Genomic DNA, 16,490 nt, shown 5'->3' on the forward strand with positions numbered 1-16,490 from the left:
CTAAATGAGTTGGTACAACCGAGTGGTCTGGAGCGAAGGGCAATTTCTGCTGCCGCAGATTTTCCAGCAACAGGAACGTTATCTGGAACATTTTGCACATCGTCGTAGTGCGCCGTTGTCGCCGTTCTTCTGGGGATTCTCCCGTTATGACATCGATCACGAAGCATTAAATCTGGGAAAGCTGGTACTGAAAGATATTGCCGGTGTATTTGCGGACGGAACTCCCTTTGAAGCACCGGGAAATACGCCATTGCCGCCGCCGCTGACAATTCAGCCGGAACATCTTGATCAGATTATTTATCTGGCTTTGCCGATTCGTACACCGAACGGAGAAGAAACCAGCTTTGAAGATAATCCTGAATCCTTAGCCCGTTATGCAGTATTTGAAAGCGATGTCCGGGATGCCAATTCAATCGGACTGGGTGCAAAAACTGTACAATTAAGTAATTTGCGCTTACGGTTAATGCCTAAAAAAGCGCTGACTGATGCATGGATTGGTCTGCCGATAGCGCGGATAAGCACATTGCGTTCAGACGGTGGTGTAGAGATTGACAGTACTGTTATTCCGCCGGTGACTCAGTATACAGCCAATACTCTATTACAGACCTGGTTATCACAGATTCATGATCTGACACATCTGCGTGCTGATTCTCTGGCTGACAGGCTCACTGGTGGCCATGGTAAAGGTGCGGAAGCTGCTGAAGTATCAGATTATTTGCTATTACAAATTCTGAACCGTTATGAACCATTACTCTTTCATATACTTAAAGTAGGTGCAACATCGCCAGAGTTTATTTATCGACAGTTACTTAGTATGGCTGGTGAATTGTCCACATTTGTCCGGCCCCATACACGGCGTCCGGTAGAACATCCGCCTTATCTGCATGAAGCACCTTATTATTGTCTGAAACCTGTTGTAGATGATGTACAGCATTTACTCAATGCCGTTTTAATTCGCAGTGCGCAGCATATTCGTCTGGAAGATGCAGCTTATGGCGTCAAGAATGCTGTAGTAGAACCAACCGAACTGCGAGGCTTTGGTTCAATGGTGCTGGCTGTTAAAGCACAGATACCGCCGGATATACTTGTTCATCAGTTTTCTGCTCAAACTAAAATCGGACCTTCCGATCGTCTACCGGAATTAATTCGTTCTCATTTACCGGGCATGGTATTACAGGCGTTGCCGGTACCACCCCGTCAGATTCCGTTTAATGCAGGATATGTCTATTTTGAATTATTGCGTGAAGGTCCGCTATGGGAGCACATCGCACATTATGGCGGATTGGCCATGCATATTGCCGGTGATTTTCCAGGCTTGCTGATTGAACTTTGGGGAGTACGTGATCAATGAATGAATTCGATAGTATTCTCGGTGATTCAGGTATTACGGGGCAACATACAATTGCATCCTCTGCTTCAGAATCATTATCGCAGCAAAACGGATATGAGTTTGATCAGCATAGTGAAGCACCGTGGTTTAAGGATCAGCATACAAAAAAAATCATGGCTAATATTGATGCCGGTCCGGACAGTAAACAACGACTGGCAGATATTGAAACTGCTGATAATCCATTGCTTGAAGCCGCACAGCCATTATTGCTGACACTGGCAAACATGCCAACACAACTTGATTCTTATGATAATGGTATTGAGAGCTTGCGCGAATTGCTTATACGCGAAGTTCACATTTATCAAACATTGTGTGATCAGGCAAATTTGCGCCGTGAACATGTACTGGCAGTACGTTATTGTCTGTGTACAGCACTGGATGAGGCTGCAAACAAAACCTCCTGGGGTGGTGGCGGTGCATGGGCACGGAAAAGTCTGCTGATTGTTTTTCATAACGAGAGCTATGGCGGCGAGAAAATATTTTTACTTATCGGTCGTCTTTCACCAAATCCTCAGGAGTATGGTGATGTACTTGAAGTAATTTACCGAATCCTGAGCTTAGGCTTTGAAGGCCGGTACAGTGTGCGGCCGGATGGCCGGAAACAACTTGACCTGATCCGTCAGCAATTGTTATCCATTATCAGCAGCGGACGAGATCCGGTTGCCCGGGATTTGTCGCCGCACTGGCTGGCTGACGCCGCAGGCAGACTCCGCCGGCTGCACTGGATACCGGTTTGGGCAAGTGCAGCATTTTTTACCTGTTTTTTACTGGTTATTTTTGTTTGGTTCAAATTTCAGATCGTTGGTACTGATACAAAATTGCAGCAACGGATTGCGGCTATAGGCAAAGCTGTACCTCCGCCGGCTGTTACCACTACCGGTGTGTTGCGTCTCAAATCATTACTGAAAGATGAAATTGAGCGCGGGGTCGTTAGTGTTAATGAAAATGCCCAGCAAAGCCAGGTGACTTTCCTTGGAGATTTTATGTTTGTGCCGGGTAAAAAAACGGTTAATCCAAAGATAATACCTGTACTAGATAAGGTTGCCAGTGAAATAAACAAAGTATCCGGTACAGTTATGGTAACAGGACATACCGATAACCAGCCTATTCATACTGCTGAATTTCCCTCTAACCAGATTTTATCTGAAAAAAGGGCTGCTGAAGTCGCTTCTTTGTTAACAGAGAAAGGTGTGGCTGCATCGCGGTTGAAAATTATCGGTTTAGGTGACACCGCGCCGGTAGATGACAACAATACAGCGCAAGGCAGAGCAAAAAATCGCCGTGTAGATATTGTTGTAACGGAATGAAATAGTGATAAATTCTGATATCGCTGTGTATGGCATTAAGGTATCAATTATGAGGTGTGTCAAAATTTTTGTTGGTGCAAGTCCGATTGGAGAGCAGAAGACTTTGGCTTATCTCATGAAAAGGTGTGATGATGAAAATGTTGAATAATATATTGAAACATTTTTTATGCATTTCGCTGGGCTTAAGTAGTTTTATTTGTTTGGCATCAGATATGAATGCTGATGAACGTGCTTTTATTGAATTCATTAAGCAGCAACTTTCTGTACAGGTATCTGTGCAGCGCATTCCTGCTGAACAGATACATACTATTGTCAGCCGTAATCTGGATCTGCGGATGGAGAAATTGCTAACCAAAGTGGATGGTATTGACCTGCATACTAGGTCTGTAGACAGTACCGTCACGCCAATTCAGCTGGCTCTTCTAGAACTCATCTATCCGGATGAAGCAACGGCAGTGCAGGCTTTACGGCAGCTGGGAAAAAAACGTTATTTCCAGCATAGCAAAAAACTAATACCGTTTTCCATAGTTCAAACAGGTCATCGGTTGCTAATCGTATTTACTGAAAATGCAGGAAATAGCAGTGCGATAGCAGTTATAGAAAAATTCCCGACAGAGGGGTTATATCCTCGGGAAACTTTATTAAAAATCCAGCAAAATAGATAGCAAAAGCAAATAACATGCAAAAAATTCTAGATTTTCTTTTTTCACGTCGCATGCTGGCGATTCTCGGTATTATCATTTTGGCACTGGTCATATGGTTTGTCGGGCCATTGTTAGCATTTGGAGAATTTCATCCGTTTGCATCCATACCTATGCGCGTGATCACAATTCTGCTTCTGTTTGGATTATTGTTTCTCTGGTTTAAAAACTGGCCGCTTTCAATTATCTGGGTTGCAGCAATATGTGTTTTAATCTGGCAAGCCGCACCACAGCTGGCATATGGTAAGACTCATCCTTTTGCTCCGGCCTGGGTTCGTGCTGTACTGATCGGTCTTGTCTTGTTCTGTTATGCCCTTTATGGTTTATACCGTCTCTGGCAGGCATTGCGGGTAGACGAACAATTACTGCAAAAAATTCTTCGGCCGCGTAAAGAAAAATCTGCTGTTGCAGAATCGCGCGAGGATCAGCGGGCTGTTACCAGTATTGTTACCCGTGCCATTGAGCAGTTAAAACAGATGAGAATTGGTAAACCGGGAATCGGTTTTCGCCGTCTTTTTGACGGTAAACGTTATCTGTATGAATTGCCATGGTATATGATTATTGGCGCACCGGGTGACGGTAAGACTACTGCATTGCTAAATGCAGGTCTGCAATTTCCTTTAGCAGAACAAATGGGGCAGTCGGCGGAAGCAATCGCCATTCCCGGCAAAGGAGGAACCCTTCATTGCGACTGGTGGTTTACCAATGAAGCAGTATTAATTGATACTGCCGGCCGGTATGTTCGCCAGGATGACGGAGATTCAGCAGAAAATGCGTCCCGTAATGCCGGAGAGTGGCGCGGTTTTCTTGGTTTATTACGTAAATATCGGCCGCGTGCACCTATTAATGGTGTATTACTCACAATTAATGCAGCTGATCTGGCGGGTAAAACCGAGGCCGAACGTATTACAGCGGCAGCGGCATTAAGAGCACGGCTGGCGGAGCTGCGCACTGAGCTTGGCATTCGTTTTCCGGTATATCTTATGGTTACCAAAATGGATTTGCTGCCAGGGTTTACCGATTACTTCAATTCACTGACGACAGAAGGTCGTGCTCAGATATGGGGCTTTACGCTTCCGTACGATCAGAAACAGCAGAAAAACAGTCGTGATCAGTTACGTCCGAGCTGTGAAAATGAGCTGAAACTGCTGGCAAAACGTCTGGATCAGGGTATAGATAACCGTTTGCAGGAAGAATATGATGTGCAGCGGCGCTGTAATCTTTATGCGCTGCCTCAGGAATTTGCAGCACTGTCTGAACCATTGCTGGATATTATTGAGCGCGTATTTCTTGATTCTAAATTTGATTCTACCCAGCTACACAATACGCTCCGTGGCGTTTACTTCACAAGTGCAGCACAGGCACCAGCCAATGCTAATGCCGATCGTCAATCACCATTACAACGATTATGGCGTGCTATAAAACGTGATCCGGCACTCACAGAAAAAAACAGCCTTTACGCTAATACAGTAACACCTACCGGCAGTCGGAGCTATTTTCTGCATGATTTACTGACTAAACTGGTATTTCAGGAACCTAATCTGGTGCAGCCGAACCTGCAATGGGAAATGCGTTACCGGGTAATGCGTTTTGCCGGGCATACACTAGTACTGATTATTTTTCTTTGGCTGGTTCAGGGTATGTATACCAGTTATGGTAAAAATAGTAGCTACCTGTCTGCAATCAGTTCTAAAACGACAGTACTGGCGGAAAAAGTTCGTGCTTATTCGCGAAAACCAACTGCTGAAGCCGTACCGGATATATTGAATTCAGCCCGGGAACTGGCTGCTTATCCGGGGCTTGATCCGGATAAACCGCCAACCAGTTACCGTTATGGTTTGTATAGCGTGCCTCCGGTTATTGAGAGTTCCGCAGCCACTTATGATCAACTGCTTGATCAATTATTACTGCCACCTATTGTCCGTGGTGTGGAAAGTACATTATCTAATGCAATTGCACAGAAAGATGCTAAAGAAACCTATGATGCCTTGCGTGTCTATCTGTTACTGAATTTGGATACTGAACATCAGGATAAATTTAATGCTAATGAAATTCAGGCATGGATACTGAAAAAATGGGAACAAAACGATACAGCTGCTGTGTTTGGCGGTAGTGCCAGTATTTACGAACATCTTGGTGCATTATTTGATGGCAGCCGTGTGGTACATTCTCCATTTGCCAAAAACGATGCTTTGATTCGCAGCGCACGGGAATTACTTGAAGGTAGTTCCAGCACTGAACGTATTTATGATCGTGCCAAAGTTACCATGACTGATGAGGCACCGGAGGATTTTACTATTGTCCGGGCTGTGGGTGCAGATGCAGGTTCTGTTTTTATTCGTGCCAGCGGTACTCCTCTGGATCAGGGCATTCCGGGGCTTTTTACAGTTCAGGGATATCGTGAACTATTTGATAAACGTATCTCTGAATTTGTTGCAGCCGCCTATGCAGATGATGAATGGGTTATGGGAAGAGAGACAACTGCTTCTCAAAAAAAAACTGCTGAGCGTGCGCAGCAGCTGGCACGGAGGGTTAACGGAGATGAAGATCCTTTAATCAAAGAAGTACGACGTCTTTACCTGACGGAATACACCTCACGCTGGCAGACTTTTCTTGAAGATATTCATAGCGTGAACAGTACTGGTGCGGACAACAGCACCAGTCTGGCCTTTGATTTGCAAACCCTGCGTACATTTGCAGCGCCGGATTCGCCATTGATGCGTTTGTCCAAAGCAGTTGTTGAGCAGACTACCTTAGTCCCGCCTATAGACATCAAATCCAATCAGAAAATTCTGGCTGAAAGGGCAGAACAACGATTGTCAGGTAATGCACGTGAGGCAGTACAGACAGCCAAATTATTGAAAAATGTACAGCCTAATGAACAACTGGAAAAAACACTGGTTGATAGCCGTTTTGCAGCTTTGCGTGAAGTTGTGACCGGAGTAGCTGACATCCAGAATAGTAATGCCGGTAGTCGTCCGCAAAAACTGGATAATGTGCTCAGCCTGCTCAATGAGTATTACAATCAATTAATGATAGCGGACAATGCACTGGCAGCCAATACATTACCTCCGAAAATTGATGCAGCCGAAAAAATACGGCTGGAAGCAGCTAAAATGCCGGCGCCTCTGAAAAATATTCTGCTTGATCTGACTACACAGGGCGCGCGTAAACTCAATCTTGCATCCGGAGAAGTTCTTAGCCGGCAAATGGAAGCCATGATAGGTGGTAACTGTCGTAATGTAATTGATGGTCGTTATCCCTTTGCGGCCAGTAATCAGGAAGTGAGTGCCGACGACTTTAACCGTGTCTTTGCCAGTGGTGGTTTGCTGGATGATTTTTTCAACAAGCAACTGGCTTCACAGGTAGACATAACCACAAATCCATGGCGTTATAAACAAAATGAAGGTAATTCCACACCACTACCCGGACCAAATCTGGAACCATTCCAGCAGGCTAAACGTATCCGCGAAGCTTTTTTTCAGGAGCCGGGTGCACGTAAAATGTCATGGTCTATGGATATTAAAGTGGTTGAACTCGATCCTACTATCACCGATCTGATCATTGATATTGACGGACAGTCTCAGCGCTATATGCACGGACCGGTACGGCCGCTTCATATTAACTGGCCTGGTCCGCGCAATGGATCAATGGCTGAAATCACTGCCAATCCGCGTATTCGTCAGGATAGCTCAACCATCATTACCAACGGTCCCTGGGCATTATTCCGTCTTCTTAATCAGGGCCGTGTCATCAGCAGCATGAGTGACAGCCGTCATTTAGTGGAATTTAGATTTGACGGGCGCCGGGTTGTGCTCGAAGTAACTTCCAATGTTGATTTCAATTTGCAAAATGTCAACAACCCATTGCATGGATTTACCTGTCCCCAGGGAGGAGTCACACCATGATAGGTATTCCGCGCGTTTCATCACCTGCAGTATGGGGTAAATTACCAGACCGCGGTGATTATGTGCGTTATCAGGTGCGTAGTCATGAAGTTGAGGATTGGAGTGTATGGCTGAACAAACAGGAATGGTTGCATACTAAACAAATGTCTTCTGAAGAGGATAAACGGGCATGGTTGCGTCTGACTCCTGATTTCGGGCAGACCGGCATCACATTCCATGCCTTACCATGGAGTTTTGTACTGGCACCGGGTGTTTTACCGTTTTCAGGACGGAACTGGCTAATCGGCGTAGTAAGTCCGTCTGCAGACAGTATAGGCCGATCCTATCCGCTGGTGATTTATCAGACAGTTAACCAGCATTGGCTGCAACGCTATCTCGATGCACCATTAGGCTGGCTTTACTGGCTGGCACAACTGGTTGCCGGTTACGTAATACCAGGCGGAAATAACAAAAAAGATCTTGCCGGACAACTGGATAAACTATGGGAACTGCATAGCCCGAAATGGGGTGGCTGGTTTGCACGGGCACAAATCGGTAATCATGCCGTTTGTCGTGAGTTAACCGGTCATCAGCAGATAAGTGATGACAGATTACAAGGGGTACGTTTTTTACCATGGGCTAACTGGCCGGAGCTTGTATGGCAGCAGTCACCTACAGAAGGGTGGTTCTGGCAGCAGAATGAAAAGGGTGAGTTTTTAGATGCCAGATGTCTGGGTTCAGCGCTTTGGAAAGAATGAAGTTGGCAGCTAAATCAGCAAAATTCCGTTTACTGACACAGGGAGAAACTGTAATGACGATAAAGTTATTTAAAACACAGCAATCACTATAACTTCAGTAAAGACTCATATGAGTAATTATCAGCCGTATTAGTATGAAGATACCACGGTTACAACAAATAGTGAGGTATATTTTCCAGAAAAGTAATGTTTAATAATATTTTTATATTGCTGAAAGTAGCAATAATATTCTTAGGTTTATGCATGAAATGATTTATATATTGGCAATACTAAATGGAAATGTCTGTTAAATTAAGAATTTTTTATTTGGAAGACAAAGTATGCGTATACATTAGAATTGTGGAGTATTTCTGTCTGTATATAATATGGAATGACATGCTGTATTCTTTCTGATTATTATATTTAGATATATAGTGAATCTAACAGCTGGTCTAAAATGACGAGAGAAAAATTTAAAATAGTACGGATTAGAAATCTTACTGTTCGGATGTCTATGCCGATTATTTGAAATTATTTTTAAAAGAACCTGCAGATAAAAAAGCATTGTTTAAATCAAATAAATCTTTAGTCGGTGGTTGAGAGTTTGGTATTTTAATAGAAGAAATAGTTCAGACAGGAGAATGTCTGCATTTTAATATCCCTTCCATGAGAGTATTACTTATCTAGTTAGCTTTATATCAAAATCTAGAGAAAGTATTTAAATAACAAATATTTATAAATTAAATACAAACCAGCACAATAACTGGTGATTATTTTCCAAAGAATTGCTGATACCTTATATACTGCAGCTGTTATCAGATTTTTGCATTATTGTCTGGTGTAATCAGTAACAGAGGTAATCTGATACAAAATGATTAGTGCCTAATCTCAGCTTAAGCTGATTGAAAAAGGCGGTATCAGCTGTTTGAGCTTATCGGCCAGACTCAGACAGATGTTTTCTCTGCAATATGACAGAATCCTTATTCTAAAATCAATAGTTCATGAATATGAAAAAATCGTTACCACTATATACTATAAATATTATTTAATTCGAATTTTTATTTTATATATTTATTTTGGAGAATAAATATACATGGATGTAGAAAATATAATACAATCATTCAATTGCCGAAAAATAACACACATAGAATACGGGAGATCAAATTTAACTCAATTAGATATCTGTTATTTTAAAAATAAAGTAAATAAAGAGCTATTAATAGATCTACTTATAAGCAACACATAAGCAACACACATTAAAACCAAAAAAAACAGATTATACAAAAGAATAGTAATAAATTCTTTTAAAACAAATAGCTGCAAATACAAAACTTCGTAAATAAAATAGAATTATATATTGCTGATTTATATTTAATTTGTTAATGTATAATATACAATGTATACTATACATTACTAAAAATACCAAAAATAGGAGGATATATGATTTATAGAGCTAAGTGTTTAGATTGCAAATATGAATGGACTAGTAGAGAAGGGTTTGGAACTCCTGATTATTGTCCAAAATGCAAAAAAAGAAGAATCACAGTTAGCCCTATTGACTGTTAGGTTTCTTTATAAAAAAGAGAAAGAAAATACTATCATCTTCTTTCTCTTTTTTCATTCATAAGAGATTTTACAAAGCCTCTTATTTCATCAAGAAGCGGTTTAAGGTGTGAATATGTTTCATCATATTTTTGTCTGGATCTGTCGGCATTCTCTTCTAATCTGTTAAGTTCACATTTATCTAAAGAATTAGAAGCAGGATCTTCCTGTATTTCTTTTATTCTTCTCAATAGACATCTTTCTTCATTTTTTAAAGATAAAGCCTGATCATTCAGTTTTTTAGCTTCAAGAATCATTTTTTTTTTGTTCGGAATCTAAATCATTTATTTTTAAAGCCCTATTTAAATATTGTTTATTTAAATGTAAATTACCTGCATCCTTAAGAGGTTTTACAAAGCCTTTTATTTCATCAAGAAGCGGTTTAAGGTGTGAATATGTTTCATCATATTCTTGTCTGGATCTGTCGGCATTCTCTTCTAATCTGTTAAGTTCACATTTATCTAAAGAATTAGAAGCAGGATCTTCCTGTATTTCTTTTATTCTTCTCAATAGACATCTTTCTTCATTTTTTAAAGATAAAGCCTGATCATTCAGTTTTTTAGCTTCAAGAATCATTTTTTTGTTCGGAATCTAAATCATTTATTTCTAAAGCTTTATTTAAATATATTTTATTTATGTGTAAATGACCTGTGTTAATTATCTCGGAAGCAATTGATAATGATGCTTTTCCTACAAAACTGGCTGCTTTTAATAAAAAATCACCAAATCCCATTGTTTTCCTCACTTATAATATTACTATTTTTGGATTAAATAAGTTCAATTATCTACCAAAAATAAAAATTTACAAGCGGAATACTAATTCATTTTTTCCGTGAAAACTAATGAATTATTTTAGTATGGGTATATTGGTGGTAATATTACTGATTATGCAAATAGGTCATTTCAAGCATTCTAAAAATCATCTTGAAAAGAGCTTTATATTTGTATAAATGATAATCATTATCTGGGTAGCATATAAATAGCTTATGATTAATTTTTGTTGTAAATAAAGTTCATTAAGACAATTGACTTAATATTTTAAAAAAGTATGCATTTATTTTTGTAAAAATTATATATAATAATGTTTTATTCGGTTAAGAGTAATAATGAATCTGACTTTTTATTATTTGTGATAAAGATTGCTTTTATTCTTGTATGGTCAAATTGGCACCAGATTTGATCTGAAAATGTTAATCAACTTCGGGGACGTAGCTATGCGTGCTTATTTAACCAGCGCAACAAGTTTGGTATTTTTAATGTAGAAATATTTTACAGAGTAGTTTTTTATCCAGAATATTTTAAGCATGAATTTTTAAAAATATTCATAATTTTCTGTAATGATTACAAAAAGATTATTTCAGAAAATTAACTAATATTGTTTTTGATTACGGAATGATACCGTAGTAAATAAGAAGTAACTTTTTATTAATCAGGCCAGAAACTGTGCAGTGGTTGTGCAGCATTATTATATCGGACAGGATTATCTGTCTGCTAGCAGAGTAACCAATACTGAAACATACGTCAGTGCGGTCAGTATAACTGCATACGGCACAATAACGATGGGGAAAGATTATGAGCTTTAAAGCAGATCCGGATAAACTAAATCTTCCGGGAAATTCATCTTTACAGACACCGGGTTTTGTTGGCGGACAGAGTGCAATACCAGATGCAGGAGAGCTTGTTCAGGCTGGTGCGGAGCAGCTTGCCGGGCAATTGGCGGATAAAGCCAATGCAGCACTCAGTCAGGTACAAGATATCGTCAGTACGGCAAAAGATACTATTGATGCAATAGGAAATGTGGCAGATCCGTCTGCACTTATGAAAGCTGCTCAGGCTGCGGCCGGCGATGCAGCCGCTCCATTGAAGAACATGCTTGATAATATGCCAACTGATGCTCAGGATATTAAAGATGCGATTTCCGGTGCAATCAGTGGTGCGGGAACACGGACTGTTACCGTCAGTGGCGCCGCTGTACCGAAGGGCATGCTCACTTTTGCCAGTATGTCCGGGCAGGAAACACTCAGTGAACTGTTTAGCTATACCATTCAGCTTAAAACGCCTGATAAAATGAATATTGGTTATTTTGCACCCAGTTCGAACCTTCCGCTAAAACCAATGGTCGGAAAAGATCTGTCTGTTGAAATTGAACTCGACGGCGGAGGCAAGCGTTATATCAGTGGTTTGGTAACTGCAGCAAGGGTTGTGGGGCATCAGGGCAGGGGAGTAGTGTATGAACTGCGTCTGGAACCCTGGCTGGAATTGGCCACCCGCACCAGTGATTACAAAATATTTCAGGATAAAAGTGTTGTCGATATTCTTGATGAAGTATTAGGAGAATATCCGTTTGAAATGGAAAAACGTCTCACGGAAACATATCCTAAACGCAATTTTCAGGTTCAGTATGGAGAAACGGATTACGATTTCCTGCAACGGTTAATGCAGGAATTCGGTATCTATTATTTCTTTGAACATAGTGCCGGAAGTCATAAACTTGTACTGGTTGATGCCATAGGTTCGCACAAACCTTGTCCGGATTCTCCAACAGTAAGCTTCCATCAGCAGGGATTAAAGCTTGATAAAGAATTCATTGATACTATTTCGGCCCGAGAATCACTGCGTACCGGTAAGTGGGTATTGGATGACTTTGATTTTCAGAAACCCAAAGCCAAACTGACCAGTGTGGTTGCCAGACCGCGCGAAACCGGACATCCGGATTATGAACATTATGAATGGCCGGGTGATTACTTTGACAAAAGTGAAGGTGAATTCCTTACCAGAGTACGGATGGAGGCTCAGAAATCTCTGGGCAGCCGTGTCTATGGCGGCGGTACTATACGAACTCTGATTACCGGCTGTACTTTTAATCTTGAAAACTGTCCGACAGTTGAAGCCAACCGTGAATATCTGATTGTAGATTCCTCCTTTATGATTCAGGATATCGGAGAGCATAGTAGTCAGGGTCAGCATTTTCAATACAGCACCAGTTTTGAACTGCTGCCTACCAGCGAAGTTTTTCGTCCGCAGCGCACCATTGAAAAGCCGCATACCCATGGTCCGCAAAGTGCCATTATTACCGGTCCTGCAGGCGAAGAAATCTGGACAGATAAATATGGCCGGGTAAAAGTACAATTTCTCTGGGATCGTTATGGTAAGTGGGATGAAAACAGTTCCTGCTGGATCCGCGTCAGCCAGCCATGGGCAGGGAAAGGTTTTGGTGGTATTCAGATTCCGCGTATCGGACAGGAAGTAATTGTAGATTTTAAAAACGGAGATCCCGATTTACCCATTATCACTGGCCGGGTATATAACGCCGACACCATGCCGCCATGGGGATTACCGGGTAGTAAAACACAAAGCGGTATGTTCAGTCACTCTATCGGTGGCGGACCGGCAAATGCAAATGCATTGCGCTTTGAGGATAAACCCGGTCAGGAAGAACTCTGGCTGCACGCTGAAAAAGATCAGCGCATAGAAGTGAATAATGATGAAAGCCATTGGATAGGAAATGATCGTTCTAAAACAATCGATCATAATGAAACGATTAAAGTAGCCAATGATCGTGATACTAAAATTGGTAATAACTGTACAAGAGCCGTGAAAGCTAATGATGCTGTACTTGTCGGCGGAAATAAATCTACAAGTGTCGGTAATAATTATGTAATAGAAGCCGGTGAGTTAATACGATTATGCTGTGGGCAAACTATACTCGAACTTCATGCAAACGGACAATTTAATGTTACCTGTGTTACTTTCAATATTACTGCCAGCGACAACGGACAAATCAATACTAAGGGAGGAGTGCTGGATTTAAATATGGAAAATGGTGCAGCTGCGGCAGAGGGGCCTGGTAGTAAAGAAGCAATTGATAATGCAGTTGCCAAATCCTTTCCGTCTAAATAATTAAAAGGACAGTCATATGCTATATAAAACAAACGACACCAAAATAGAAATTCCTAGTAATGATTTAAAAGATATAACTTTAAATATTCTTAAATTTAAAGATCTTGGTACATCACTGGTTATGAGCAGAAGCGAACTGGGTGAGGATGAAACTCTTGAGTCCAGTCTTGATGATCAGTTAAAGCGTCTGGAAAGCTCAGTAAAAGGATTAAAATTCCAGCAGAAAACCAAAACTGTTTTCGGAAAAAATCAGGATATTGAAGCTTTTGAACTACGCAACCAGTTTATCAAAGGAAATGAAAGAGTTTATCAGTATCAGCTGGTGTGCCTTATTCCGGGCACTCGTACCATGTTTGCCATGAGTTATGTAAAAAATACCACTCTCGGCGAAGAAGAGGCAGCACAATGGCAGATAATAAAACAAAACTTTGAATTTAACACCTGATGATTTAAATAAATTATCTGAAAAACTGTATCTAATAAAGCAAAGTTTTTACATTAGTAAATAATAAACAAACTCTGGAGTTCGAGCTTAATTGGTAAGGGGTATTAAATGGGGGAAGCATACTGGGCAGCCCGAAAGGGAGATGTACTTTTACATACATCCATGCTCGCAGATCTTGTAGAGGCTGCCGTTGAAATAGCCTGTTATGCGGCCATAACAGCGGCAGTAAGCCTGGCAATCTTTGGCACGGTAGCAACTGGCGGACTGGCTGCATTTGCCATAGGCGTAGTTGTTGGCGTAGGCATGGGCCTTACAGGAGGTGATAAGTTAATATCAGGGTTAGCAGAAAAAGTCAGTAGCATATTTCCGCTATCCGAAGATGGTAAAATTAAAACCGGTTCCAAGAATACTCATACCAATAGCTTACCTTCCGCCCGTGCAGCAGGCATAGTAAAACCAGCTCAAGAAATAGCAAATAATGAACAACCGCAACAACCGCAACAACCGGAAAGTTTTATCGACACAGCTGGCAATATATTGAAAGGAATAGGAAAAACCCTAAAACAAATGGTCAGACCGACCGTTGCTTCGCCGGATCCGAATACAACCGAACCCAGAGATGACGACAAAATTAGTTGTAAAAAACACCCGTCTTCTTTCTCCGATATAGGTATGCCAAGTTCACCTGCACTGGGTGTTCTGGAGCTCGGGATTAGTGTCACCACTGCCGCAATAGGATCGATTACAGGTGCAGCCGAATATCTGGCCGAAGGTTCTAAAAAAGTCTACATCAACAGCCAGCCGGCGGTACGCAGCAATGACCGCAGTACCTGCGAAGCCAAAGTTACCGAAGATTGCAAAAAGAGTAAAAAGGTCTCTAACAATGTACGTATCGGCGGAGAGTCTGTTGTTGTCCGCGAAATCAAAAGTGGCAAACACCCAATCGGTCTGATACTTTCTGTCATCATGGCAGCAAGGCGTCCCGGTAAAATTTGTACTAAAATATTCTGTTTCGCTACAGATTCTATGATTGGTGCTGGTAGTAGCATGATTACCACAGCCTTGATCAACGCAATAAAAGCCGGTCATCCTGTTCATATACCTACTGGTGCCAAAATACTTGACGGTTCTGAAGAGCTCGACTTCTCCCTGCCCGCTCACCTGCCTTTCGAATGGCAGCGCTTTTACAACAGCGCCGACACCCGTACCCACAACATGTTCGGTGCCGGCTGGAGCGTAGGCTATGAAATCGAAATGCAAATCGACCCGCAGCCCGACGGTTCCTGCTCTGCCATCTATACCGATGAACAGGGGCGACAACTTGAGATTGAAGCCCTCCTTCCTAACCACGGCATGCGTGGCATCAATGAAAACCTCACCATCCGCCGCGGTGAGCAGAACCGCTGGGTAATTGAAGATGATGACGGCCTCTACCGTCTGTTTGAACCTGATCCCAACAACCCCAGACGTCTGCTGCTGAGCATGCTGCAGGATCGCAACGACAACCAGTTACTTATCTACCGCGATTCCCATAGCCGCATCGTCGAAATTGCCGATAACGACAACGCCGCCCGGGTTAGCCTGCACTATCAGGATCAGCGCCATCCGCAGCGCGTGACCGAAATCCGCCAAGAGCTGAGCGATGGCAGCAGCCGCTTACTGAACCGTTACCAGTACACCGGACAAGGTGACCTGCAACAGGTCTTTGATGCAGAAAACCGCCAGACCCGCGAATTTGCCTACAACAGCGACCGGCGCATGACCTACCACCGCCTGCCCGCCGGCTTGCAGTGTTATTATCAGTGGAGCTACTTCAGCACAGCAGATGCAGAGACCGCATGGCGGGTGACCCAGCACTGGAGCGAAGCCGACGGTCAGCGACTGGAAGACTATCACTTCCATTATGATTTGGACAAACGTCTGACCACAGTAGAAGACAGCCTGGGTCGTGTCAGCGAACATTACTGGAATGAAATTTACCAGATTACCCGCTACACCGATGCCCTTGGTCAGACCACCGAATTTGAATGGAATGATAACCAGCAGCTGGTCAGTGCAACCGATCCGCAGGGCGGACAATGGCGCTACAGCTACGATGAACAGGGCCGGTTAACCGAAGAAACCGACCCGCTGGGCAGAACTACCCAGACTCAGTGGCTGCCGCACTGGGCACTGCCGACCATCAGCGTCGACCCCGACGGCAGCAGCTGGCGCTATTACTACGACGAGCGCGGCAACCTGCTCACCGTCACCGACCCGTTACAGCAGCATACCCGCTACCAGTACGACCGGCACGGACAGGTTGTCTGCATCACCGATGCACGCGGCGGCAACAAACGTCTGCGCTGGAACGAAAACGGTCAGCTTATCCAGCATGCAGACTGTTCCGGCTCTATCCCCCATTTCTATTACAATACCGCCGGTAACCTCACCGGCATCACCAATGCCATCGGTAACAGCAGCAAATACCAGTACAACGCAGCCGGCCAGCTCACTGGCGCCACCCTGCCGGACGGACGGC

11 protein-coding genes are annotated in these 16,490 nt (G+C 42.7%); 8 read left to right on the top strand and 3 right to left on the bottom strand.

Annotation, left to right across the window (positions count from 1 at the left end; all coding sequences use genetic code 11):
* The first annotated feature begins 4 nt into the window (after positions 1-4).
* The 5 genes from tssK to tagF all read left to right on the top strand — a co-directional run bounded on the left by tssK (position 5) and on the right by tagF (position 8,043).
* Complete coding sequence (tssK, locus tag GYY70_RS00980) at positions 5-1,351, top strand: type VI secretion system baseplate subunit TssK (RefSeq protein ID WP_174830950.1); 1,347 nt, start codon at positions 5-7, stop codon at positions 1,349-1,351.
* The gene (gene tssL, locus GYY70_RS00985) at positions 1,348-2,697 is read left to right on the top strand and encodes a type VI secretion system protein TssL, long form (RefSeq protein ID WP_174830951.1); all 1,350 of its coding nucleotides are present in this window, start codon (positions 1,348-1,350) and stop codon (positions 2,695-2,697) included. The genes tssK and tssL overlap by 4 nt, the downstream gene beginning before the upstream one ends.
* A gap of 212 nt (positions 2,698-2,909) precedes the next feature.
* Positions 2,910-3,362, top strand: a complete 453-nt coding sequence (locus GYY70_RS00990) for a hypothetical protein (protein WP_174830952.1) — start codon at positions 2,910-2,912, stop codon at positions 3,360-3,362.
* A 14-nt stretch (positions 3,363-3,376) separates the two neighbouring features.
* Positions 3,377-7,306: a type VI secretion system membrane subunit TssM gene (gene tssM / locus GYY70_RS00995; RefSeq protein ID WP_174830953.1), complete on the top strand. Its 3,930-nt coding sequence runs from the start codon at positions 3,377-3,379 to the stop codon at positions 7,304-7,306.
* Positions 7,303-8,043 (top strand): type VI secretion system-associated protein TagF, encoded by a 741-nt coding sequence (tagF, locus tag GYY70_RS01000; protein ID WP_084564159.1) that lies wholly within the window; start codon positions 7,303-7,305, stop codon positions 8,041-8,043. The genes tssM and tagF overlap by 4 nt, the downstream gene beginning before the upstream one ends.
* Before the next feature lie 1,577 nt (positions 8,044-9,620).
* Here the strand turns inward: tagF and GYY70_RS01005 are convergent.
* Genes GYY70_RS01005 through GYY70_RS01015 form a run of 3 tightly spaced genes read right to left on the bottom strand, consistent with a single transcriptional unit; the run spans position 9,621 to position 10,357 of the window.
* On the bottom strand, positions 9,621-9,881 hold the full coding sequence (locus GYY70_RS01005) for a hypothetical protein (protein ID WP_174830954.1): 261 nt from the start codon (positions 9,879-9,881) through the stop codon (positions 9,621-9,623).
* Positions 9,871-10,200 (bottom strand): hypothetical protein, encoded by a 330-nt coding sequence (locus GYY70_RS01010; protein ID WP_174830955.1) that lies wholly within the window; start codon positions 10,198-10,200, stop codon positions 9,871-9,873. Before GYY70_RS01010 ends, GYY70_RS01005 begins: the two co-directional genes overlap by 11 nt.
* Positions 10,190-10,357: a hypothetical protein gene (locus tag GYY70_RS01015; protein WP_174830956.1), complete on the bottom strand. Its 168-nt coding sequence runs from the start codon at positions 10,355-10,357 to the stop codon at positions 10,190-10,192. Before GYY70_RS01015 ends, GYY70_RS01010 begins: the two co-directional genes overlap by 11 nt.
* Before the next feature lie 839 nt (positions 10,358-11,196).
* On the opposite strand from GYY70_RS01015, the gene GYY70_RS01020 reads away from it, so the two are divergent.
* From GYY70_RS01020 to GYY70_RS01030, 3 genes are all read left to right on the top strand, one after another.
* Positions 11,197-13,524 carry a type VI secretion system Vgr family protein gene (locus GYY70_RS01020; RefSeq protein ID WP_174830957.1) on the top strand — a complete coding sequence of 776 codons (2,328 nt, stop codon included), beginning with the start codon at positions 11,197-11,199 and terminating at the stop codon, positions 13,522-13,524.
* A gap of 16 nt (positions 13,525-13,540) precedes the next feature.
* Positions 13,541-13,969 carry a DUF1795 domain-containing protein gene (locus GYY70_RS01025; protein ID WP_084547344.1) on the top strand — a complete coding sequence of 143 codons (429 nt, stop codon included), beginning with the start codon at positions 13,541-13,543 and terminating at the stop codon, positions 13,967-13,969.
* A gap of 108 nt (positions 13,970-14,077) precedes the next feature.
* Positions 14,078-16,490, top strand: a 2,413-nt coding sequence (locus tag GYY70_RS01030) for a DUF6531 domain-containing protein (protein WP_174830958.1), incomplete at its 3' end; no start/stop codon positions are given.

The sequence above is a fragment of the Snodgrassella sp. ESL0324 genome, assembly GCF_013344955.1.
Classification (GTDB): Bacteria; Pseudomonadota; Gammaproteobacteria; order Burkholderiales; family Neisseriaceae; genus Snodgrassella; species Snodgrassella alvi.